General features: G+C 60.5%; 18 protein-coding genes. 4 read left to right on the forward strand and 14 right to left on the reverse strand.

Annotated elements, in window-relative coordinates:
• Positions 1–8 precede the first annotated feature (8 nt).
• From PMI03_RS06895 to PMI03_RS06915, 5 genes are all read right to left on the reverse strand, one after another.
• The gene (locus PMI03_RS06895) at positions 9–1,391 is read right to left on the reverse strand and encodes a M20 family metallopeptidase (protein ID WP_007691257.1); all 1,383 of its coding nucleotides are present in this window, start codon (positions 1,389–1,391) and stop codon (positions 9–11) included.
• An 8-nt stretch (positions 1,392–1,399) separates the two neighbouring features.
• Positions 1,400–3,055: an ABC transporter ATP-binding protein gene (locus PMI03_RS06900; protein ID WP_007691258.1), complete on the reverse strand. Its 1,656-nt coding sequence runs from the start codon at positions 3,053–3,055 to the stop codon at positions 1,400–1,402.
• Positions 3,055–3,957, reverse strand: a complete 903-nt coding sequence (locus PMI03_RS06905) for an ABC transporter permease (protein ID WP_007691259.1) — start codon at positions 3,955–3,957, stop codon at positions 3,055–3,057. Before PMI03_RS06905 ends, PMI03_RS06900 begins: the two co-directional genes overlap by 1 nt.
• Before the next feature lies 1 nt (position 3,958).
• Positions 3,959–4,876 carry an ABC transporter permease gene (locus PMI03_RS06910; protein ID WP_007691260.1) on the reverse strand — a complete coding sequence of 306 codons (918 nt, stop codon included), beginning with the start codon at positions 4,874–4,876 and terminating at the stop codon, positions 3,959–3,961.
• Positions 4,877–4,979: 103 nt separating this feature from the next.
• On the reverse strand, positions 4,980–6,491 hold the full coding sequence (locus tag PMI03_RS06915; RefSeq protein WP_007691268.1) for an ABC transporter substrate-binding protein: 1,512 nt from the start codon (positions 6,489–6,491) through the stop codon (positions 4,980–4,982).
• 173 nt (positions 6,492–6,664) lie between these two features.
• Between PMI03_RS06915 and PMI03_RS06920 the strand changes: the two genes are divergently transcribed.
• Positions 6,665–7,333: a GntR family transcriptional regulator gene (locus tag PMI03_RS06920; protein ID WP_007691270.1), complete on the forward strand. Its 669-nt coding sequence runs from the start codon at positions 6,665–6,667 to the stop codon at positions 7,331–7,333.
• A gap of 183 nt (positions 7,334–7,516) precedes the next feature.
• Here the strand turns inward: PMI03_RS06920 and PMI03_RS06925 are convergent, their stop codons facing one another.
• Positions 7,517–8,530, reverse strand: coding sequence for a 1-aminocyclopropane-1-carboxylate deaminase (locus PMI03_RS06925; protein ID WP_007691272.1), 1,014 nt, complete (start codon positions 8,528–8,530; stop codon positions 7,517–7,519).
• Positions 8,531–8,689: 159 nt separating this feature from the next.
• Between PMI03_RS06925 and PMI03_RS06930 the strand changes: the two genes are divergently transcribed.
• Positions 8,690–9,154, forward strand: coding sequence for an Lrp/AsnC family transcriptional regulator (locus PMI03_RS06930; protein ID WP_007691274.1), 465 nt, complete (start codon positions 8,690–8,692; stop codon positions 9,152–9,154).
• A gap of 50 nt (positions 9,155–9,204) precedes the next feature.
• Here the strand turns inward: PMI03_RS06930 and PMI03_RS06935 are convergent, their stop codons facing one another.
• From PMI03_RS06935 to PMI03_RS06945, 3 genes are all read right to left on the reverse strand, one after another.
• Positions 9,205–10,554: an SLC13 family permease gene (locus PMI03_RS06935; protein WP_007691276.1), complete on the reverse strand. Its 1,350-nt coding sequence runs from the start codon at positions 10,552–10,554 to the stop codon at positions 9,205–9,207.
• 110 nt (positions 10,555–10,664) lie between these two features.
• The gene (locus PMI03_RS06940) at positions 10,665–12,185 is read right to left on the reverse strand and encodes a malonyl-CoA synthase (protein WP_007691278.1); all 1,521 of its coding nucleotides are present in this window, start codon (positions 12,183–12,185) and stop codon (positions 10,665–10,667) included.
• 10 nt (positions 12,186–12,195) lie between these two features.
• The gene (locus PMI03_RS06945; protein WP_007691280.1) at positions 12,196–13,602 is read right to left on the reverse strand and encodes a malonyl-CoA decarboxylase; all 1,407 of its coding nucleotides are present in this window, start codon (positions 13,600–13,602) and stop codon (positions 12,196–12,198) included.
• A gap of 198 nt (positions 13,603–13,800) precedes the next feature.
• Here PMI03_RS06945 and PMI03_RS06950 point away from each other — a divergent pair, with 198 nt between their 5' ends.
• Positions 13,801–14,451 carry a GntR family transcriptional regulator gene (locus PMI03_RS06950; protein WP_007691281.1) on the forward strand — a complete coding sequence of 217 codons (651 nt, stop codon included), beginning with the start codon at positions 13,801–13,803 and terminating at the stop codon, positions 14,449–14,451.
• 116 nt (positions 14,452–14,567) lie between these two features.
• Positions 14,568–15,590: an LLM class flavin-dependent oxidoreductase gene (locus tag PMI03_RS06955; protein WP_007691282.1), complete on the forward strand. Its 1,023-nt coding sequence runs from the start codon at positions 14,568–14,570 to the stop codon at positions 15,588–15,590.
• A 37-nt stretch (positions 15,591–15,627) separates the two neighbouring features.
• On the opposite strand, the gene PMI03_RS06960 is transcribed toward PMI03_RS06955, so the two are convergent.
• The 5 genes from PMI03_RS06960 to PMI03_RS06980 form a co-directional block, all read right to left on the reverse strand.
• Positions 15,628–16,809 (reverse strand): M20 aminoacylase family protein, encoded by a 1,182-nt coding sequence (locus PMI03_RS06960; RefSeq protein ID WP_007691283.1) that lies wholly within the window; start codon positions 16,807–16,809, stop codon positions 15,628–15,630.
• A gap of 78 nt (positions 16,810–16,887) precedes the next feature.
• Positions 16,888–17,667, reverse strand: coding sequence for an amino acid ABC transporter ATP-binding protein (locus PMI03_RS06965; RefSeq protein WP_007691284.1), 780 nt, complete (start codon positions 17,665–17,667; stop codon positions 16,888–16,890).
• Positions 17,664–18,623 carry an amino acid ABC transporter permease gene (locus tag PMI03_RS06970; RefSeq protein WP_007691285.1) on the reverse strand — a complete coding sequence of 320 codons (960 nt, stop codon included), beginning with the start codon at positions 18,621–18,623 and terminating at the stop codon, positions 17,664–17,666. The genes PMI03_RS06965 and PMI03_RS06970 overlap by 4 nt, the downstream gene beginning before the upstream one ends.
• The gene (locus PMI03_RS06975) at positions 18,620–19,510 is read right to left on the reverse strand and encodes an ABC transporter substrate-binding protein (RefSeq protein WP_007691287.1); all 891 of its coding nucleotides are present in this window, start codon (positions 19,508–19,510) and stop codon (positions 18,620–18,622) included. Before PMI03_RS06975 ends, PMI03_RS06970 begins: the two co-directional genes overlap by 4 nt.
• Before the next feature lie 35 nt (positions 19,511–19,545).
• Positions 19,546–20,532 (reverse strand): nitrate ABC transporter substrate-binding protein, encoded by a 987-nt coding sequence (locus PMI03_RS06980; RefSeq protein WP_007691289.1) that lies wholly within the window; start codon positions 20,530–20,532, stop codon positions 19,546–19,548.
• Positions 20,533–20,623: the final 91 nt, after the last annotated feature.

The following is a 20,623-nucleotide window of genomic DNA, read 5'->3' on the forward strand; positions in this document are numbered from 1 at the left end:
GCAAGCCGTTAGGCGTTTGCCTTCAGGCGGGCTGCGTTCTCGGCGATATCGAGGAACAGAGCCGTCATCACCTGCATGCCTTCGCGCGCGATCGGGATCAGAACGTGCTCATTCGGTCCGTGCTGGCCACATTCGGCATAGGAATGCGGAATCCAGATCGTCGGCAGCCCGAGAATCTCGGTGAAGGCATCGTTCGGCAGCGACCCAGCGAGATTGGGCAGGACATGCGGACGGCGACCGGCGCTGCGCGTCAGCGACTGCTCAACGAACCGCACCCATGGGTGGTCCGATGAAAAGCGCGTCGCCTGAAAGGCTTCGCCGCGCGAGGCGCGGACGTCGACCATTGGAAAACCATTGGCGTCGAGATGGCGGCGCAGGGCCGGGATGATATTGTCGATGTCCGTGCCGACCACGAAGCGCAGCTGACAGGCGGCCCGGGCCGAACCCGATATGGCGTTCTGCGGCGCATCGATATTGCCGGAGGACAGGGCGAGAACGGCGAAGGAATTCCAGCCGAAGACCCGTTCGCTCGGCGTCAGATCACTCTCGCCCCAATCGGCATCATGCTGTCGTGGCGGCAGGTCACGCAGAACGGCGCGGATATCGGGCGTGAGGCTCGTCGGGCGCCATTCGGCGATCTTGATCTGGCCGCGCGCATCGGTGATCGTGGCGATTGCTTGGGCGAGAATAATGGCCGGATCGGCAAGCAGGCCGCCGAAATTGCCGGAATGATGATCCCCGTCGCGCAGGTTGACGATGAGATTGAAGGACATGCCGCCACGCGACCCCATGAACATGGTCGGCGTATCGATGGCCAGACGTGGGCCGTCAGAGGCGATCAGCACATCCGCCGAAAGCCGGTCGCGGTTGGCGGTGAAGAATTCCCGCAGGCCGAAGGAGCCGGTTTCCTCGGCCATCTCCAGAATGATCTTCGCATTGAAGCCGAGGCGACCGTTCTTGCGGATCAGCAGTTCGAGCGCCTTGATGTTGATGAGGTGCTGAATCTTGTTGTCGGCCGTGCCGCGGCCGTACAGCCTGTCATCCTCGCGAATGAGCCTGAAGGGCTCAAGACCCTCGCGCCAGCGATGCGCTTCGCCGTTGCAGACATCGCCATGGCCATAGACCAGCACGGTCGGCAACTCATCCCCTTCGATGCGGTCAGCAATCAGGAGCGGCGCTCCTCCCTCTCGTGGATTATCGAAGATCTCGACGGAAAAACCCATGGAGAGCAGAAGCGGCTGCATCTCCTTCTCCAGATAGGCCTGAAGCTCCTCCCACCGGCCCTCGGACTGGCTGACGGAGCGTCGCGCCACAAGCCTTGCGAGGTCCACTTCGAGCCCGCCGCTGTCGACATAATCGCGGGCGGCCTCGATCACTTGCACTCTGTCCATGGAACTGCCTACCTCGTTGCGTCGGCAGCCGACAACGCTGCCATATTGGGCGCTTCCCAGCCGCGGCCGGGCATGGCGGCAAGCAGTTGGCGCGTATAGGAATGTTGGGGATTACCGAAGATGTCGTCAACGGCGCCGTACTCGACCACCTCCCCTTTCGACATGACAAGAATATGGTCCGAAATCTCGGCGGCAACCCTAAGATCATGGGTGATGAAAATCACCGTCAGGCCGACACTCTTCCTTATGTCGTCGAGGAGTTTCAACACATCTTTCTGCACTGAAACATCGAGGGCCGAGACCGCCTCGTCGGCGATCAGGATCTTCGGCTCGACCATGAGCGCACGGGCAATCGAGATGCGCTGGCGCTGCCCTCCGGAAAACTGCACCGGATAACGATCAAGCACATCCTCCTCAAGGCGGACGATCCGCATCAGTTCGCGTGCCTTTTCCATAGCCTGCTTGCGCGGCACGCCGAAATTGACAGGCCCCTCGACAAGAAGATCGCCGATGGTCCGGCGCGGATTGAGCGAGCCGTAGGGGTCCTGGAAGACGATCTGGATATGCTTGCGGAAATTGCGCCGTCCGGCCGCCGTTCTCGTGTCCAGCCGGTCATTGCCGATCCAGATGGAGCCCTCATCCGGCTCGACCAGACCCATGAGACAGCGCACGAGCGTCGTCTTGCCGGACCCCGATTCCCCGACGATGCCGAGCGTCTGACCTTCAAGTACGGTGAAATCCGTCGGCTTGACGGCTTGAACCTTGCGGGCCGGCTTGAAGAAGGTGCGGGCGGTCGAGAAGGTCTTCTCGATGCCGGCGACACGCAGCGCGATCGGCGCGGACATCTTCGGATCCCCCTTGCCGGCATGCCGCTTGGGGACAGCATCGATCAGCATGCGCGTATAGGGATGGCGGGGATTGTTGAGCACCTGTTCCACAGATCCCTGCTCGACCACCACGCCCTTCTGCATGACCACGACGCGGTCGGCGATCTCCGCCACCACGTCGAAGTCGTGGGTGACGAACAGGATGCCGGCCTTGCGGCTTTCCTTCAGCGCCTTGAACATGTCGAGGATCTGCGCCTGTGTCGTCACGTCGAGCGCCGTGGTCGGTTCATCGGCGATCAGCAGACGTGGCTCCATGGCAAGCGCGATGGCGATGACGATCCGCTGGCGCTGGCCGCCGGACAGTTGGTGCGGATAGGCGTGGTAGAGCCGCTCCGGTTCCGGAAGCCGCACCTCCTTGAGGAGCGCCATCGTCCGCTCGCGCCGCTCGGTCTTCGAGAGCGTAGTGTGAGCCTTGAAAACCTCTTCGATCTGATCGCCGACCGTGTAGCACGGGTTGAGCGCGCTCATCGGCTCCTGGAAGATCATGCCCATGCGGTTGCCGCGCAGGCCTGAATGTTCGGCCTCGGAGAGCTTGAGCACATCACGCCCCTCGAACAGGATCTCGCCGGCGGAAGGCTTCAGCACTTTCGGCAGGAGACCCATCGCGGCAAAGGAGGTGATCGACTTGCCGGAGCCGGACTCCCCTACGATGCAAAGGATTTCCTTCTCGCGGATCTCGAGCGACAGATTGCTGACGGCGTGCGGACGATCGCCGCCGCGTGGGAGATCGATGGTAAGGTTGCGGATCGAAAGGACGGGTTCGGCAACGTTCGTCATCAGTTTCTGCCCTCCGGCGCGGTGATGTCGCGAATGCCGTCGCCCAGCATGTTGATCGCAAAGACCAGTACGAACAGCGCGATGCCTGGAATGGTGATCAGCCAGCTCTCGAACAGCAGCATTTCCTTGCCCTCGGAAATCATCAGGCCCCAGGACGGGGTCGGCGGCTGCACGCCAAGGCCGAGGAAGGAGAGTGCGGCCTCCAGAATGATCGCATGCGCCATTTCCAGCGTGACGATAACGATCAGCGCGTTCATGACGTTTGGCAACACATCCTTGAAGAGGATGCGCGGCAGGCTTGCCCCGAGCACTTCCGCAGCCGCGATATAATCCGTCTGGCGCACCTGCATGGTGGCGCTTCGCAGCACCACCGCGAACCGATCCCAGAGCAGCAGGCCCAATATCGACACCACAACCGTCAGCGAGCCGCCGAAAAGCGCAACGACGGCGAGCGAGACCAGCGTCGCTGGCAAGGCAAGCCGCACCGAAACGATGAACATCACGACCGCATCCACCTTGCCGCCGAAATAGCCGCCGAGAATACCGAGCGTGGTGCCGATCACGGCGGAGATCATCGCCGCGGTAAAACCGATCATCAGGGAGACGCGGGCGCCGTAGATCAGTCGCGAGAGGTAATCTCGACCAAGCGCATCCGTTCCGAGCACATGTTTCCAGTCGCCGCCGAGGAAGACAGGTGGGGCGAGCCGTGCCAGCAGATCCTGCTTGTATGGATTATGCGGCGCGATCAGCGGTGCGAAAAGCGCGATCAGAGCGATCACCAGCAGGATGACAAATCCCGCCATGAAACCGCGATGCTTCAGCGCCCTGCGCGTCAGCGGCCGAGACGGTGCCCGCATGGTTGTGGTCTGGATCACGGTTGCGGTTTGGGACATGTCGTTCATCTCATGCGGCCCTCAAACGGGGATCGAGCCAGGCGTTCAAGACGTCGGCCAGAAAGGTGAAGACGATGTAGAACATCGCAAAGATGAGAATCAGCGCCTGCATGGTCGGCAGGTCGTTGCGCGAGATCGATTCCCAGGCGAGGAAGCCGGCGCCGTGTAGCGCGAAAATCGTTTCCACCACGACCGAGCCGCTGAACATGAAACCCAGCTGCACGGCGCTCAGGCTGACGACCGGGATAATCGCGTTGCGCAAAGCGTGCTTGAACAGCACCTGGCGTGGCTTCAGGCCCTTGGCTCGGGCGGTACGAATATAATCGGACGACAGGACTTCCAGCATGCCGGCGCGAGTGAGCCGCATGATGGCTGGCGTCGCGTAATAGCCAAGAACGATCGTGGGCAGAATATAGCCCGTCCAGCTCCCGGTTCCGGACGCCGGCACCAGACCGAGATTGACCGAGAAGATCACGATCAGGATCAGGCCGAACCAGAAGCTCGGGATTGCCTGTCCAACGACGGCGATGCCAAGTGCCAACCGGTCTATGATGGTGTTCGGAAAGGCGGCCGCGAGAACACCCATCGGGATCGCCAAGAGCAGCGCGAAACTCATGCCGAGAAAACCGATCATCATGGTCACCGGCAGCCGATCGGCAATCATTCCGGAAACCGGCTGCTTGAAATAGTAGCTCATGCCGAAATCGCCGGAGAGCGCCCGCATCAGCCACTCGACATATTGGAGCATCAAAGGCTGATCGAAGCCGTACTGGCTGCGGATTGCGGTGATCACCTCCGCTGGAGCACCCTCGCCGGCAATGGCGATGGCCGGATCGCCCGCCATAAACAGAAGAATAAAGCTGATGAAGGACACAGTCAGCGCCACCAGCGCCGCCATACCGAGTTTGGTCAGGACAAATTTCAGCATCGTGTACCCTTAAACGGGAGGCGCGACTGGGCTCGTCGCTCCTGTCACTCTGAAACACGTCGTTCGGCGCCCCCATGGACGCGCCGAACGACGGATGCAAATGTCATTTCCAGCCGATCTCATTGAAACGGACCAGTTCATCGGGCGTCGGCGTGAAAGAGACGTCCTTGCTCATGATGTAGTTGGTCGAATAGTTCCACAGCGGCACCCAATAGGCCTTGTCGGCAATCGTCGAGAGCGCCTGTTTGTAGAGTGTCTTGCGCTCGGCCGGATCGACGGAGGAATCGGCTTTTTCCAGAAGATCCGACAGGCTCTTGTCGCGCGCATCGTCTTCGCCGCCCATGGTGAAGAACTCGCTGGTGATGGCCGAGGCATCGGCGATCGAGTTGGAGCCCCATGTCAGAAAGGACATGGGTACGCCTTCCTTGATCCGCTTTTCGCGTAGCGCCGCATATTGCAGATATTTCAGATTTGCCTTGATCCCGACTTCGGCCAGCATGCCGATCATGGCTTCCGCCAGCGGACGGTCGCGATAGGCGTAGAAATCGATCTCGAAGCCATTGGGATAGCCGGCCTCCGCCAGCAGCGCCTTGGCCTTGTCCGGATCGTAGGAATAGGACGCGACATCGGTGGCGCAACCGAACTGGCTGGGCGAGCAAGCACTGTTGATCACCTCCGTCGTGCCCTTCATCAGCGCCTTGACGATGCCGTCGCGGTTGATCGCGTGGTAGACCGCCTCGCGGACCCGCACGTCCGTCATCGGATTCTTCGCGCCGCTTCGGCCGGCCGCATCGAGGGAGAGATAACCGACTCGCATCGTCGGCGCGTTGAGGACTTGGAAATTGCCGCGACCGGCCATCTTGTCGGCCTGGTCGGAAGGCACCTGCCAGACGAGATCGATCGTCCCGTTGAAAAGCTCCGCCATCTGCGTGTTGATGTCGGGGATGGTGCGGATATCGATCGTTTCGACCTTGGCCTTCGGCTTGGCGGCAGCGAAATAAACATCATTGCGCTTCAGCACATAATGCTTGCCGGGCTCGACGCTCACGACCTTGTACGGGCCGGTTCCGATCGGCTTGGTTGCCACCCCGGCCGGCCCGACGGCGGCGTAATATTCATGCGGATGGATGATCACCGGCCCGGCGAGATATTCGAGCGCCGCCGGAAAAGGCCCGTTGGTGATGATGCGGACCTTGAACTGATCGATCTTCTCGGCCCGCTTGATCCAGCTGGTCGCCACTGTGTTCTTGGCGCCATTCTTGGGATCGACCATATAGTTTAGCGTAAAAACGACATCATCCGCATCGAAGGACGCGCCATTGTGAAACTTGACCCCTTGGCGCAGCGTCAGTTCCAGCGTTGTCGGATCCACCCACGACCAGCTGGTGGCAAGATTGCCGACATACTGGCCCGACTTCGGATCGCGATAGAGAAGGCCGTCCCAGACCGCATTTCCGAGCAGAACGCCCTCGCGCGCCGTATTGAAATAGGGATCGATATGCTCGAGTTCCTTCGCAAAGGCGATCGAAATGGTGTCGTTCGCTTTCCCTGCATTGGCAACCGGCGCCAGCAGGAGCGGCAAAAGCAGGGCGGCGGCAATAACAGCTAGTCTCATTGAAGTCCCCTTTAATGCCCATTATATGAGCATTTTTATTTGATGCCTATACTATACCCAATTCCCATTTTCTGTATACAAAAATTAAAGATTGAACGCATAATTTCTATTTTGCGTACAACGTCTTGTTATCGTAGGCTTTAGGCAGCACAACTTCGGCAGGAGAGATCATCGTGGCTCAAAACAGACCGCCAGCGTCGGACGCGCTCTACGAGCGCATCGAGACCCTGATTGCCGAAGGGGTTTTCAAGGATGGAGAACGCCTGGACGAGGTGCGCCTCGCCGGCGATTTCGGCGTGTCGCGCACGCCGCTTCGCGAGGCCTTGCGTCTGCTCTCCTCGACCGGACTGGTTGAACTCATTCCCAACCGCGGCGCCTTCGTGCGGCAGCCGAGCTTCACGCGTCTCGTGGAGATGTTCGAGGTGATGGCGGAAGTCGAGGCCTGGTGCGCGCGGCTTGCGGCCGGCCGCATCACCAAGGCGCAGGTGCTGCTGCTGCGCCAGACGGCATCCGCCTGCGAAGCAGCCTTGCAGGTACAGGACTATCATCGCTACTACGCCGAAAATGCCGCGTTTCACAACATGATCTACGAGGCCTCCGGCAACGGCTTTCTCGCCGAGGAGGCGCGCAATCTGCAAAGGCGTCTGAAGCCATTTCGCAGAGCCCAGCTTTCTTTTGGCGATCGGCTTTCTCAATCGATGAGCGAACACCGTGAGATCCTGATCGCCCTCGAGGCCGGTGATGTCGCGCGCGCCGAAACAGTGATGCGCGAGCATATTCGGGTGCAAAGCAGCACCTACGAGGAATACCGCCTGTCGATGACCGAGCGTTCCGCCTCCTAGATAAACGAGAACCAACGCGAAGAAAGCAGTAGCTCGGACATCACCGCCCTCTCGCGAGGCCAAGAGCCGTTCTGACGATGCTCGTTCTGTTGATCCCATGATGCCCATACGGGTCCTGAACCATCCTTGCCCGGTTGCGTGATCCGGCCGGTATCTTCCCGGCCAGATCGCCTGTCTCAACAATCAGCCGTTACGGAACGTATAGGCGTAGCCGTTGATCGCCGGGGCTCCACCGAGATGGGCGTAGAGAACCTTCGAGCCCTCCGGGAAATAACCCTTCTTCACGAGGTCGATCATGCCCTGCATGGATTTGCCTTCGTAGACCGGGTCGGTGATCATGCCCTCCAGCCGCGCGCAGAGCCGAATGGCCTCCTTGGTCTCGTCCGACGGCACGCCGTAGACCGGATAGGCATAGTCCTCGATCAAAACGATATCGTCCGACGAGAGTTCGCGGCCGAGCTCAACGAGTTCGGCGGTGCGCCGTGCAATTTCCAGCACCTGTGTCTTGGTCTGCGCAGGCGTGAAGGAGGCGTCGATGCCGATGACCTGGCGCTCGCGACCATCCTTGGCAAAGCCGACGGTCATGCCGGCATGGGTGGAGCCCGTCACCGTGCAGACGACGATGTAGTCGAACTTGAAGCCGAGTTCCTCTTCCTGGACTCGAACCTCCTCGGCAAAGCCGACATAGCCAAGCCCACCATATTTGTGCACGGAGGCACCGGCCGGGATCGGATAGGGCTTGCCGCCCTTGGCCTTGACGTCCTCGATCGCCTCTTCCCAGCTCTGCCGAATGCCGATATCGAAGCCTTCATCGACCATCTGCACATCTGCGCCCATGATGCGGCTCAAGAGAATATTGCCGACGCGGTCATAGACGGCATCTTCATGCGGGACCCAGCTTTCCTGCACGAGCCGGCACTTGAAGCCGATCTTGGCGGCGACGGCGGCGATCATGCGCGTGTGGTTGGACTGAACCCCGCCGATCGACACCAGCGTATCCGCGTTCGAGGCAATCGCATCGGGAATGATATATTCCAGCTTGCGCAGCTTGTTGCCCCCGAATGCCAGCCCGGAATTGCAGTCTTCCCGCTTGGCGTAGAGCTGCACCTTGCCGCCGAGATGTTCAGAGAGCCGTTCCAGCTTCTCGATATGGGTCGGACCGAATGTGAGCGGATAGCGCTCGAATTTCTCCAGCATGAATTCCCCTTCAGCTTGTCGTGATACGGGGAAGACGCTAGCATCACTTCAATGAAAGGTGCTCTCGAAGATAGGCTTAATATTTCTTCTATGAGATGCAGAGCTTTCTAGGTGATCTTAAATCATCCAAAATATCCATAGTTTTCGGAAGATTCTTTCATGACCTCTGAACTGGACCGCATCGACCTGAAGATACTCCGTCTGCTGCAGAAGAACGGGCGGCTCAGCAATGCCGAACTGGCGCAATTGGTCGATGTCAGTCCGGCGACCTGCCATCGCCGCACCCAGCGTCTGTTCGAAGAAGGCTACATCAAGACCGTGCGGGCGATGATCGAACCGCAGAAGGTCGGCCGCGGCGCCCTGGTGATGGTCGGCGTCGTTCTTGACCGGTCGACGCCCGAGAGCTTCGGCGCATTCGAAAAGGCCGTCGCCAAGCTGAGCTTCGTTCTCGACTGCAATCTCGTCGCCGGCGATTTCGATTATTTCCTGAAGATCCGCGTCGGCGACATGGCGGATTTCAACCGCATTCACGGCACGCAGTTGATCGCCCTGCCCGGCGTGCGCCAGACCCGCACCTTCTTCGTCATGAAGGAAGTCGTCGACAATGCTTTGCTGGAATTCTAGCTGGCCGCGCATCGCACGCGACCAGCAGACACCTCAGAAAGACCCTCGCCTTACACGAGGCCCGGCACAATCAGGACAAGCCAGGCGACGATCGGGCCGATAATGGCGATCAGGGCGCTGTAGATCAGCAAGGTTTTCAGCACGCTCTCCCGCTCGCTCTCCTGCGCATTGGCGACGACCAGTGCGCCATTCGTCGAGAACGGGCTGGTATCGACGATGGTGGTCGAGATCGCAATGGCCGCAACCACACCCACGGCGCTGATATGCCCTTGCAGCAGGAAAGGCACGGCAAGCGGGATGATCGCGCCAAGGAGAGCGGTCGAGGAGGCGAAAGCGGAGACGATGGCTCCCGTGAAGCACAGAAGCAACGCCACCAGCAACGGCATCCCCAGGCTGGAAATGCCATGCGCCACATAGTCGATCGTACCGATCTTCTCCATGACGCCGACATAGGTGATGATGCCGGCGATGAGGAGCACAGTCGACCAGCTGACCTTGTCGATTGCCGCCTTCTGGGTCTTCGGCGACAAGAGAGCGAGCACAACGGCGACGGTGATCGCCACCAGACCGACATTGAATTTGAAGACCAGCGCACCGAGCGCCAGTGCCGTCAGGCCGACCAGCGTCGTCAGCCGCTCCGCCGTCAGACCGGCAAGCGCCGCCTCTTCTTTCGTTTCCACCTCAAAGACATGATGACTGATGGGTGCTGCGCGCGTGCCGCCATGGCCGACAATGGCTCGCGTGACGCCTTGAGGGTGGAGGTCCGGCAGCGGACCGGACGCCGCCGGCTGCTTGCGCAAAATCTTCGGGCCACCGAAGATAAAGAAGACCAGAACCGCAATCGCGAGGTTGAAGAAGAAGCTCGACAGGAACAGCGATGTCGGCGCGAAAGGCAGCCCCGCCTTCTGAACGATCTGGTTGGTGATGCCGCCATAGACGCTGATGGGCGAGAAGCCGCCCGCCTGCGCGCCGTGGATCACCATCAGCCCCATCATCACAGGACTGATGCGATATTGGAATGCGAACCCAAGCGCCACCGGCGCAAGGATCGCGACGGCCGCCGGGCCAAGCGCGCCAAAGCCGGTGATGATCGCGGCAACGAGGAACATGACCCATGGAATCCAGGCAACATGTCCGCGCACCAGCTTGACCGCGCCCTCGATCAGCCAATCGATGGTGCCATTGATCTGCGCGATCGCGAAGAGATAGGTGACCCCGACCAGCGTCAGGAACAAGTCGCTCGGAAAGCCCGCGAAGATATCGGCGGCCTTCATGCTCATGACGAGAGAACCGATCAGAAAGGCGCAAGCAAAGGCGAGCGCACCCATATTGATCGGCTGGATCGTGGCAATGACGAACATGCCGGCTAGCAGCACGATCGACAGGATCTGGATATTCATAACTTCCTCCCTCCGGCAACCTCCTCAGGTGCCGGTCCCCATTTTGATGAATGCATGATCAACTCCGCGCCGGTGCTACTCCCAAGCACCAAGGCAGGCGCAAGCGCCTCTCAGGAGGCCTTCTCGTAAAGATCCTTGAATTGGTCGCGCAGCAGGTTCTTCTGGACCTTGCCCATGGTGTTGCGCGGCAATTCCTCGGTAAAGATGACCCGCTTCGGCTGCTTGTAGCGCGCAAGGCGATCCTGTAGCGCCGCAAGCACCGCCTTTTCGTCCAGTATCACGCCGCGCTGAAGCACCACGACCGCCGTCACACCCTCGCCGAAATCCGGATGGGCGACACCGATCACCGCGCTTTCGACGACGCCGTCGAGCTGGTCGATCTCGTTCTCGACCTCTTTCGGATAGATGTTATAGCCGCCGGAAATCACCAGATCCTTGCCACGACCGACGATATGGACATAGCCGTCCTCGTCGATCTTGCCGAGGTCGCCGCTGATGAAATAGCCGTCCTCTGTGAATTCAGCCGCCGTCTTTTCCGGCATGCGCCAATAGCCCTTGAAAACATTCGGACCCTTGATCTCGATCATGCCGGTCTTGCTAGGCGACAGCGTCGCGCCTGTGGCCGGATCAGTGATCCGCACGGTGACACCCGGCAGCGGAAAGCCAACCGTCCCGGCCCTACGCTCGCCATCATAGGGATTGGAGGTGTTCATATTGGTCTCGGTCATGCCGTAGCGTTCGAGAATGGCGTGACCGGTGCGCTGCTGGAATGAGATATGCGTTTCCGTCAAAAGCGGCGCCGAGCCGGAGATAAACAGCCGCATGTTGGCGACAGTGTCCCGGTTCAATCCTTCATGCTGAAGCAATCTCACATAGAATGTCGGCACGCCCATCATCAGCGTAGCCTTCGGCATCAGCGACAGGATTTCACTCGGCTCAAACTTCGGCAGCAGAAACATCGATGCGCCGGCAACCAGCGTCACATTGGTGGCGACGAAGAGGCCGTGCGTGTGAAAGATCGGCAGTGCGTGGATCAGCCGGTCGGCTGCGGTGACGCGCCAGTATTCCCGCAAAGCAAGTGCATTGGAGAGCAGATTGTCATGCGTGAGCATGGCGCCCTTGGAGCGGCCGGTGGTGCCGGATGTGTAGAGGATCGCGGCGAGATCATCGGGAGCACGGGCGGCATCGATGAAGTCGGCAGGCTCCTCCCGAGCGAGATCCGTCAGCGATCCCACGCCATCCGCATCCAGCGTCTCGACGATCGCGCCATAACGCTGCGCCAGCTTCTGGACCTCGGCCCGAGCCTTCGGGGAGACGACGACGAGCCTTGGCTCTGCATCGCCGATGAAATAGTCGAGTTCGGCAAGCGTATAGGCCGTGTTTAGCGGCAGATACACTGCCCCGCAGCGCACGCAGGCGAGATAAAGCATCAAAGCTGTCGGGCTCTTTTCCACCTGCACCGCGACACGGTCACCGGGCCGGACGCCGAGTGCGTCAATGGCGCTGGCAAGCTGCCCCGAAATGCGCAGCGCATCCCCATAGGTCCAACGCTCGCCGCTGACGGTTTCGATGAAAATGGCATCGTCAGACGTTGCGGACGCCCTGATGGCGTCGAACAGATGATTGCCCATAACTCCCCTCCTAAATCTGCTGCTCAGGTCTTTTGCATTTCGCCATGGCGTCGACGGATCGGACTGCCGAGACCAGCATCCGTCCACCGGCCTCCGCCAGCTTCTTGACCTCCGGCGAGGCCGCGACTTCACCGTGTTGCGCAAGAGCTTCGTGGTTTTTCTCGATATCATCCAGCTTGTAAAGATAGTTGACCATCAGTCCATGAGACTGGCGCATCGCCTTCTGGGACCGGTCGGCGAGGAAATTCAGCCGCTCCAAACGCGCGCCGTTGCCGAGATGAAAACGGGCGACCGGATCGATCGGCCGTCGGCCGTTGCCCTGTTCCTTGACAAAATAGCGTGCGGCAAGCGGCAACAGCACAGCCTCGACCGCCTGCGACCGCTCGGGGTCATCCGCCCAGTCCGGCTCATCAAGCAGGGCAAGGGTTTTCAGCGTCTGCTCGCTAAGGCCCGCATCGGCTGCCTTGCGCAATCTCGCCAGCCAGCCGGCAAAGCCCGGAACAGGCGATAAAGTCACGAAGGTCTTCAGGCCGGGCAGATCTCGACGCAGATCTTCCACGACCTGCTTGATCAGGAAATTGCCGAACGAGATGCCGCGCAGCCCCTCTTGGCAATTGGAAATGGAATAAAAGACCGCCGTCGTCGCGTTCTGGGCGGCGATCGGAGACCGGCTTTCATCCAGAACATCCGTGATGGCGGCTGGGATCGCCGTGGTCAGCGCTACCTCGACAAAAATCAACGGATCATCGGCGAGACGGGGATGGAAGAAGGCGAAGCAGCGACGGTCTGGCGGAACCAGCCTTCGCCGCAATTCATCCCAGCCGGCAATCTCGTGCACGGCCTCGTATCTGATGATCTTCTCCAGAAGATCGGCCGGCGTCGACCAATCGATCGGGCGCAGCGTCAGGAAGCCGCGATTGAACCAGGAGCCGAAGAGATGGGCGAAATCGGCGTCGACAGCGCGGAACTGCTCCATTGCGTCCTTCATGCCCAGCAGGCGCTCGCGCATCTCCACCAGTTTCGCCGTGCCCTTGGGCGCGAGATTGAGCCTGCGCACCAACTCCTGCCGGCGCGGCTCGGCCGCCTGATGTAGCTCAATGAGCGTGCTCGAATTCCTGTCGCTGCGGTAGCGGTCGATCGCCTTGTCCAGTTTGCCGACATCGGGGCCGAATTGATCGTGCAGCATCAGCATGAAATCTCGCTGACCGGCTGGATCGAGTTCAGCCCAGCGCTGAAGGATCTCGGCGGCCAAGGCCATGCCCGAGGCTTCACCCCGGCTCGACAGAAGCATGTTGCACAGGGTTTCGAGCGTCGTCTCGGCTTGAACCGGCTCGGCGCGCGTGCCCACCGCGAGCAGTCTGCGGCCGCGATCCGTGATGCTTTGCATCATGTCGCTGAAGAAGGAGATGCCTGCCATGTCAGTATCCTCCTGGCGAAGCGGGATTGGTTGGAAACAGCCCTCCCAAGCGTTTCCGGTACGTCATAGCGGCTCCGACGAGCACGCTCATTTGTGTGCGACATATCTATTGTGGTATCGTTCTTAAGTTATCTTGTGCGCAAAGTAAATAATCTTGCATACAAGAATTTGATTTTTGCATTGGGGAACGTGGCAAACATGTCCGAGAATGTCGTTCAACGCCTGCGCGACGAGATCGAAAACGGCATCATTTCAAACGATTTCGCCCCAGGCGAACGGTTGGACGAAGTGCAATTGGCCACGCGCTTCGGTGTGTCGAGAACGCCGATACGCGAGGCTCTGATGCAGCTGAATGCGATCGGACTGGTGGAGATTCGTCCGCGCCGCGGCGCAATCGTCATCGATCCGGGACCGCATCGCATTTTCGAGATGTTCGAGGTGATGGCCGAAATCGAAGGCATGGCCGGTTCGCTGGCAGCGCGGCGGCTGACGGACGACGATCGCACGGCAATCCTGGCCGCTCACGCCGACTGCAAGCGCTCGTCCTCCGCCGGCGACAGCGACGCCTACTATTACGACAATGAGCGTTTTCACAGGGCGATCTATGCCGCCAGCCACAACGATTTCCTCTCGGAGCAATGCGTGGCGCTGCACCGCCGCCTGCAACCCTATCGGCGTCTTCAACTGCGGGTCCGCAATCGTGTCGCCACGTCCTTTTCCGAGCACGACGCCGTTGTGGAAGCGCTCTTTGCCGGTGATGCGGAGCGTGCGCGCACGCTTCTGCGCCAGCATGTCAGCATCCAGGGCGAGCGCTTCAGCGATCTCGTGTCGACCTTGCCGCGCAGGTAATCACTTGGCGGGAATGTATCACTTCTTTGGCAGCGACACGGTGCCGGCTGTATCCCGCGCCGGAACTATGCCATGAAACGCAAACCATACATGCAACATCTCTGAGTGGTACGGTCATGAAGAAAATCGGTTTCCTGTCGTTCGGGCACTGGACGCCCTCGCCGCAATCACAGACCCGCTCGGCCTCCGACGCGCTTCTGCAATCCATCGACCTTGCCGTCGCGGCTGAGGAGCTGGGTGCGGATGGGGCCTATTTTCGCGTCCATCATTTCGCGCGGCAGCTCGCCTCGCCTTTCCCGCTGCTGGCGGCTGTCGGCGCCAAGACCAGTCGTATCGAGATCGGCACGGCCGTCATCGACATGCGCTATGAAAACCCGCTCTACATGGTAGAAGATGCAGGCGCGGCCGATCTCATCGCCGGCGGGCGTCTGCAGCTCGGCATCAGCCGTGGTTCACCCGAACAGGTCATCGATGGATGGCGTCACTTCGGCTATGCACCGCCCGAAGGCGAGAGCGAAGCCGACATGGCGCGGCGCCATGCGGAAGTCCTGCTTGATGTGCTGCAAGGCGAAGGCTTTGCCCAACCGAATCCAAGGCCGATGTTCCCCAATCCTCCGGGTCTGCTGCGTCTCGAGCCGCATTCAGAAGGCCTGCGCGAAAGAATCTGGTGGGGCGCAAGCTCGAATGCCACGGCGCTCTGGGCGGCCAAGCTTGGGATGAACCTGCAAAGCTCCACGCTCAAGGACGACGAGAGCGGGCTTCCGTTCCACGTCCAGCAGGCCGATCAGATCAGGGTCTACCGCGAGGCGTGGAAGGCGGCTGGCCACAAACGCGAGCCGCGCGTATCGGTCAGCCGCAGCATCTTCGCGCTGATGACTGATCGAGACCGCGCCTACTTCGGAAACGGCAATCAGGGTGAAGACAAGATCGGCTTCATCGACGACAAGACCCGGGCGATCTTCGGCCGTAGTTATGCTGCCGAGCCCAACGCTCTGATCAAGGAGCTGGCCCAGGACGAAGCCATAGCGGAAGCCGATACCCTGCTTCTCACCGTCCCGAACCAGCTCGGCGTGGAGTACAACGCGCATGTGATCGAGGCGATCCTCACCCACGTCGCCCCGGCCCTCGGCTGGCGCTAACGCCAGCCACCGACTGAGGCTCGTCTGTCGGCGGGTCTCATTGGTCGAGATACCGCTCCGTCAGACGAGCCCACATGGCGGCTCCAACCGTCAGGCTTTCATCGGCAAAATCATATTTGGCGCTGTGCAGGATTTCCGAATTGACGCCATTGCCGAGGCGGAGAAAGCTGCCCGGTCTGTGTTCGAGATAGTGGGAGAAATCCTCGCTGCCGGGAATGAGCGCGCAGGTGCCAACCTTGTCGATGCCGACCAGCTCCTCAGCAACAGTACGGGCAAATTCCGTTTCCTTTTCGGAGTTCACGACGACGGGATGGCCGTGCGCGTAGTCGATAACAACCTGCGCTCCATATCCTTCGGCGACTGCTTCCGACAACTTCCTGATCCGCACCTCAAGGAGCTCACGCACCTTCGGATCGAAGGAGCGGATGCTGAGCAGCATCTTCGCGCTTTCTGGAATGACGTTTGCCGCTTCGCCCGCATGGATCGAGCCAACTGTAATCACGGCGGTCTGCGTCGGGTCGATGCTGCGGGAGACGACCGACTGCAAGGCAACGACAAGATTGCAGGCGACGACGACCGGATCGATGGTCAGATGCGGACGCGAGGCATGGCCGCCCTTGCCGGTGATGATAATTTCCGCCGTGTCGGCCGCGGCCATCAGCGGGCCGGAGCGCATCAGCCAGGTACCCTCGGGCGCGCCGGGATGATTGTGCAGACCGAAGATCGCGTCAAACGGAAAACGTTCGAAAAGGCCGTCATCGATCATCGCCTGGGCGCCGCTCTTCGCACCAGCCTCTTCGGCCGGCTGGAAGATCAGGTTCACGGTGCCGTTGAAGCGACGGGTGCGAGCCAGATATTCGGCGGCACCAAGCAACATCGTCGTGTGGCCATCATGACCACAGGCATGCATCTTTCCCGGAACCCGGCTCGCATAAGGCTTGCCGGTCTGCTCGTTGATCGGCAGCGCATCCATGTCGGCGCGAATGGCGATGCTCTTCGTCCCGGCACCGGCCTTCAGGCGAGCGACGACACCATGTCCGCCAACATTGCGGTGAACATCATAGCCCCAGGCTTCCAGCTTTTCGGCAACGAAACGCGCGGTCCCGGCCTCCTCGAAGGATAGCTCCGGATTGGCGTGAAGGTGCTGCCGGATGCCGGTGAGCTCGGCTTTCATCGGTTCGAAATCCGAGAGGCGGGCGAAGTCGTTGTCGAGGGTCATGGCTGTTCCAGTGGTTGGCATGAGCGACGCCAGGCCCGCATGAGGCCGGCGGTCCCGCATCTGACGGGGGCCGTCGCGCTAGATGAAGCGCGACAGGAAGCTTCTGGTTCGGGGATGCTGAGGATTGCCGAGCACATCTTCCGGCTTGCCCTGCTCGACCACCTTGCCGCCATCCATGAAGACGACGCGATCGGCCGCTTCGCGGGCAAAGCCGATCTCATGGGTGACGACGATCATCGTCAGGCCCTGCTTGGCCAGATCCTTCATGGTGGCGAGCACTTCGCCGACGAGTTCCGGATCGAGCGCGGATGTCGGCTCGTCGAAGAGCATCAGCGTCGGCTTAATCGCCAGTGCCCGGGCAATCGCCACGCGCTGCTGTTGGCCGCCGGAGAGCTGCTGCGGATAATTGTCGGCCTTTGCCGAAAGCCCGACACGGTCCAGAAGGATGCGCGCATTCTCGATCGCCTTGGCGCGGCTTTCGCCGTGGATACCGACCGGCGCTTCGATGATGTTCTGCAGTGCCGTCATGTGCGGATAGAGATTGAACTGCTGGAACACCATGCCGATCTTGCGCCGCTGCAGGGTAATCGCATGGTTGGACAGGCGCTCCAGCCGGCCCTTGCGAAAACGATAGCCGATCTGCTCCCCATCCACCTCGATCGATCCACGGTCGATGGCTTCCAGGTGATTGATGCAACGCAGAAAGGTCGATTTTCCGGATCCGGATGGTCCGAGAATAACGACCACTTCCCCCGGCGCGACATCGAGATCGATGCCTTTCAGGACTTCGAGATGGTCGAAGGACTTGTGGACGTTGCGGGCGCGAACAAGCGGCGCCACGGTCGCGATCGCGTTCATTGGCCTGCCTCCTGCGCTACGATCTGGGACGGAGTCGCCGCAGCCATTGCGATTTCCTTTACAGGCTTGGCCCCGCCGGAGCGGCGGTCGCCGCGACCGTAATAACGCTCGATATAGCTCTGGCCGACATTCAGCACCGAGGTGATCAACAGGTACCAGATGACTGCCACCAGCAGCATCGGTACGACTTCGAAGGTGCGATTATAGATCGACTGGACCGAATAGAGCAGGTCCGCCATGGCGATGACGCTCACGAGCGAGGTCGCCTTGATCATGCTGATCAACTGATTGCCGGTCGGCGGCACGATCGAGCGCATGGCCTGCGGAATGATGATGCGGCTGAGCGCCCGGGCGCGCGTCATGCCGAAGGCCTCGGCCGTCTCGAATTGGCCCTTGTCGACGGATAGCAGGCCGCCGCGGATGATTTCCGCCATATAGGCGGCCTCGTTCAGCGCCAGGCCGGCGATTGCCGCTGTCATCGGGCTGATGACCGAATTCGTATCCCAGCTCACGAAGGTCGGGCCGAAGGGAATGCCGATCGAAAGCGTCGGAAACAGGGTCGAAAGATTGTACCAGAAGATCAGCTGCACTAGCAGCGGCGTACCCCGAAAGAACCAGATGAACAGGGACGCCAGCGAATTCGCCAGCCGATCCTTCGACAGTCTGGCGACTGCCAGCAGCAGGCCGAGCACGATGCCGAACGCCATGGCAACGACCGTCAGGCCGAGCGACACATAGAGGCCGCTGATGACGGTCGGGTCGAAGAAATAATGCGCCACGACCGGCCAGCCGAAATTCTCGTTGCCGGCAACTGACCAGGCGAAATAGGCCGCAATCGCCAGCGTGACGACCCAGGCCGCCAGGCGGCCCGCAGGAAAAGGACTGTGGGCGTTGGCCACATCCCGGGTATTCGCATCGCCGTCCGGCGATGCGATCTTGTCGGTCGCGGTACTCATTTCGGCAACGTCCCGCCGAGGTTGATGCCTGGCTCCTTGACCATGTTGTTCTCAAGGCCCCACTTCTTCATGATCGCGGCATAGGCGCCGTTATCCATCAGGATCTTTACGGCATCCCGCAGCACCGGACCGAGCGGCGATCCCTTCGGCACCACGGCACCCTGATAGAGATCCTCGAAACCATTCTTCTGGCCGACGCCCGTCAGTTCAAGCTGACCGTTTGCCTGCGTAACGAAATAGGTGAGCGGCGCCTGGGAGGAGAAGAAGGCATCCGATCGCTTGGAACGCACGGCAAGGATGGAGCTCGGCTGATCGGTAAAGGACTGAACCTCGATTGCGCCCTTGCCGTCGGTCTTACACTTCTCGGCCTGGACCTGGATCACCTTCTCGGCGGAACCGCCGGCCATGACGGCGATGCGCTTGCCGCAGGCCGTGTCAAGCGATGTGATACCTTTCGGATTGCCCTTCTGGACGGAGAAGACGACGAATTCCTGAACCCAGTCGACGAAATCATTCGCCTCTTCGCGGCTCTTGAAATCGCCCACCGGGCCGAAGGCGAACTGATAGCGGCCGGAATTGACACCGGCGAGCAGCGCGGGAAGGCCGCCGACCGTCTCATGCGCGATCTTCACGCCGAGCACTTCGCCGATAGCATCGGTCAGATCGGCGCTTGCGCCGGTCAGTTCGGTGCCGGTGACGATCTCATAGGGAGGAAACGAACCATTGTTGACGGAAATCATCTTGCCGGCCGTGCGGATATTCTCGGGCAGCTTGGCCCGCAGCTCCTCGTTCACCGACAGCTTTGGAAGGCCGGCGTCCTGCGCGAATGCGGAACCCGAGATCATCAGGCTTGCCAGGGCAAGGTAGGTTACTTTCTTCAACGACATGCTCGTTCCCCTTTTTGGTTTGTATTCCTTAAGCGTCAGCCGGCAACCTTGGCGTCGATGCGGCTGCCATCGGTGTCGAACTGAAAGAGCTCCTCCGGCGTCAACAGCCGAGGCAGGATACCCTGCACATGCAGCTCATTGGCGAAATCATGGATCATGGTGCGATTGACCGCAAAGCCACTCGCATCCCAGCCCTGCGGCAGCTCGATCGATGACTTTAGAAGTTCATCGAACATCCAGGGCGTGGTCTCGGCATATTTACGCCGTTTGCTCAGCCACATACGCTGGGATTCGTCGATCAGCGCACTGAGTTCGGCGATCACCCAGGGATGCTCGGCAACGAAATCGGCCTTCAGGCCGATCAGATGCATGCCAGGGACATAGCCGACCTCATCGAAATATCGGCGCTCGGCACCACGAAAATCGGAAAGAACCTGCCGGAAGGGCGAACCCTCCGCGAAATAGCCGTCCGGCATGAACGGCGTAAAGATCGCGTCTAGTCCGCCATCCCTCAGAAGGTCGACCATGGGTCGCTCGCCAGGAGCGGCCTCGATGCGGCCGGGGCGGCCGAAGCCATCCAAACGATCGACGATCGGATGCACCTCGGTCAGGCGTCCCGCATACCACATGGCATCCTCGACGCCGACGCCCTCGCGGCGGAGCGCAGCCCGGGTCCAGGTATTGCCGGAATCGCGCCAGCCGGTGACGCCGATGCGCTTGCCCGCCAGATGCCCCAGCTCGGTGATGGGGCTGTCCTTGGTCGTGATGATGCAGCGGTGGCGAAAGCCGCGCATGATGAAATTCGGGATGCCCACGACGCTTTCGTCGCCATCGATGCGAAGCTGCGTATAGCGGCTGAACGACATTTCCGCCGCATCATAGGCGCCGCTCTTGCCGACGTGCGAAACCAGGGTGCCGATCCTGTCCACCTTGATGTCGAGCTTTGGAGAGGAGACGTCGCCGAGGACGAGCGGCGTCATGTAGTCCCAGTCACGAAGCGCAAGGCGGAGAGTCAGAGGCATGGACATTCACTCGCTGAAATCTTGTTTTCAAAATGAATAAATGTTCAAATATAACCGATCAAATGTTATTACGTTATTGAACATTAAATAT

Origin of the sequence: Rhizobium sp. AP16 (assembly GCF_000281735.1) — a bacterium.
Taxonomy (GTDB): Bacteria; Pseudomonadota; Alphaproteobacteria; order Rhizobiales; family Rhizobiaceae; genus Rhizobium; species Rhizobium rhizogenes.

Coding starts and splice junctions, on each gene's coding strand:
- PMI03_RS06925 (WP_007691272.1), bottom strand. CDS start 8,530: ATGCTGGAGAAATTCGAGCGCTATCCGCTCACATTCGGTCCGACCCAT.
- PMI03_RS06935 (WP_007691276.1), bottom strand. CDS start 10,554: ATGAATATCCAGATCCTGTCGATCGTGCTGCTAGCCGGCATGTTCGTC.
- PMI03_RS06945 (WP_007691280.1), bottom strand. CDS start 13,602: ATGGCAGGCATCTCCTTCTTCAGCGACATGATGCAAAGCATCACGGAT.
- PMI03_RS06980 (WP_007691289.1), bottom strand. CDS start 20,532: ATGCCTCTGACTCTCCGCCTTGCGCTTCGTGACTGGGACTACATGACG.
- PMI03_RS06900 (WP_007691258.1), bottom strand. CDS start 3,055: ATGACGAACGTTGCCGAACCCGTCCTTTCGATCCGCAACCTTACCATC.
- PMI03_RS06895 (WP_007691257.1), bottom strand. CDS start 1,391: ATGGACAGAGTGCAAGTGATCGAGGCCGCCCGCGATTATGTCGACAGC.
- PMI03_RS06955 (WP_007691282.1), top strand. CDS start 14,568: ATGAAGAAAATCGGTTTCCTGTCGTTCGGGCACTGGACGCCCTCGCCG.
- PMI03_RS06965 (WP_007691284.1), bottom strand. CDS start 17,667: ATGAACGCGATCGCGACCGTGGCGCCGCTTGTTCGCGCCCGCAACGTC.
- PMI03_RS06910 (WP_007691260.1), bottom strand. CDS start 4,876: ATGCTGAAATTTGTCCTGACCAAACTCGGTATGGCGGCGCTGGTGGCG.
- PMI03_RS06970 (WP_007691285.1), bottom strand. CDS start 18,623: ATGAGTACCGCGACCGACAAGATCGCATCGCCGGACGGCGATGCGAAT.
- PMI03_RS06905 (WP_007691259.1), bottom strand. CDS start 3,957: ATGAACGACATGTCCCAAACCGCAACCGTGATCCAGACCACAACCATG.
- PMI03_RS06960 (WP_007691283.1), bottom strand. CDS start 16,809: ATGACCCTCGACAACGACTTCGCCCGCCTCTCGGATTTCGAACCGATG.
- PMI03_RS06975 (WP_007691287.1), bottom strand. CDS start 19,510: ATGTCGTTGAAGAAAGTAACCTACCTTGCCCTGGCAAGCCTGATGATC.
- PMI03_RS06930 (WP_007691274.1), top strand. CDS start 8,690: ATGACCTCTGAACTGGACCGCATCGACCTGAAGATACTCCGTCTGCTG.
- PMI03_RS06940 (WP_007691278.1), bottom strand. CDS start 12,185: ATGGGCAATCATCTGTTCGACGCCATCAGGGCGTCCGCAACGTCTGAC.
- PMI03_RS06915 (WP_007691268.1), bottom strand. CDS start 6,491: ATGAGACTAGCTGTTATTGCCGCCGCCCTGCTTTTGCCGCTCCTGCTG.
- PMI03_RS06950 (WP_007691281.1), top strand. CDS start 13,801: ATGTCCGAGAATGTCGTTCAACGCCTGCGCGACGAGATCGAAAACGGC.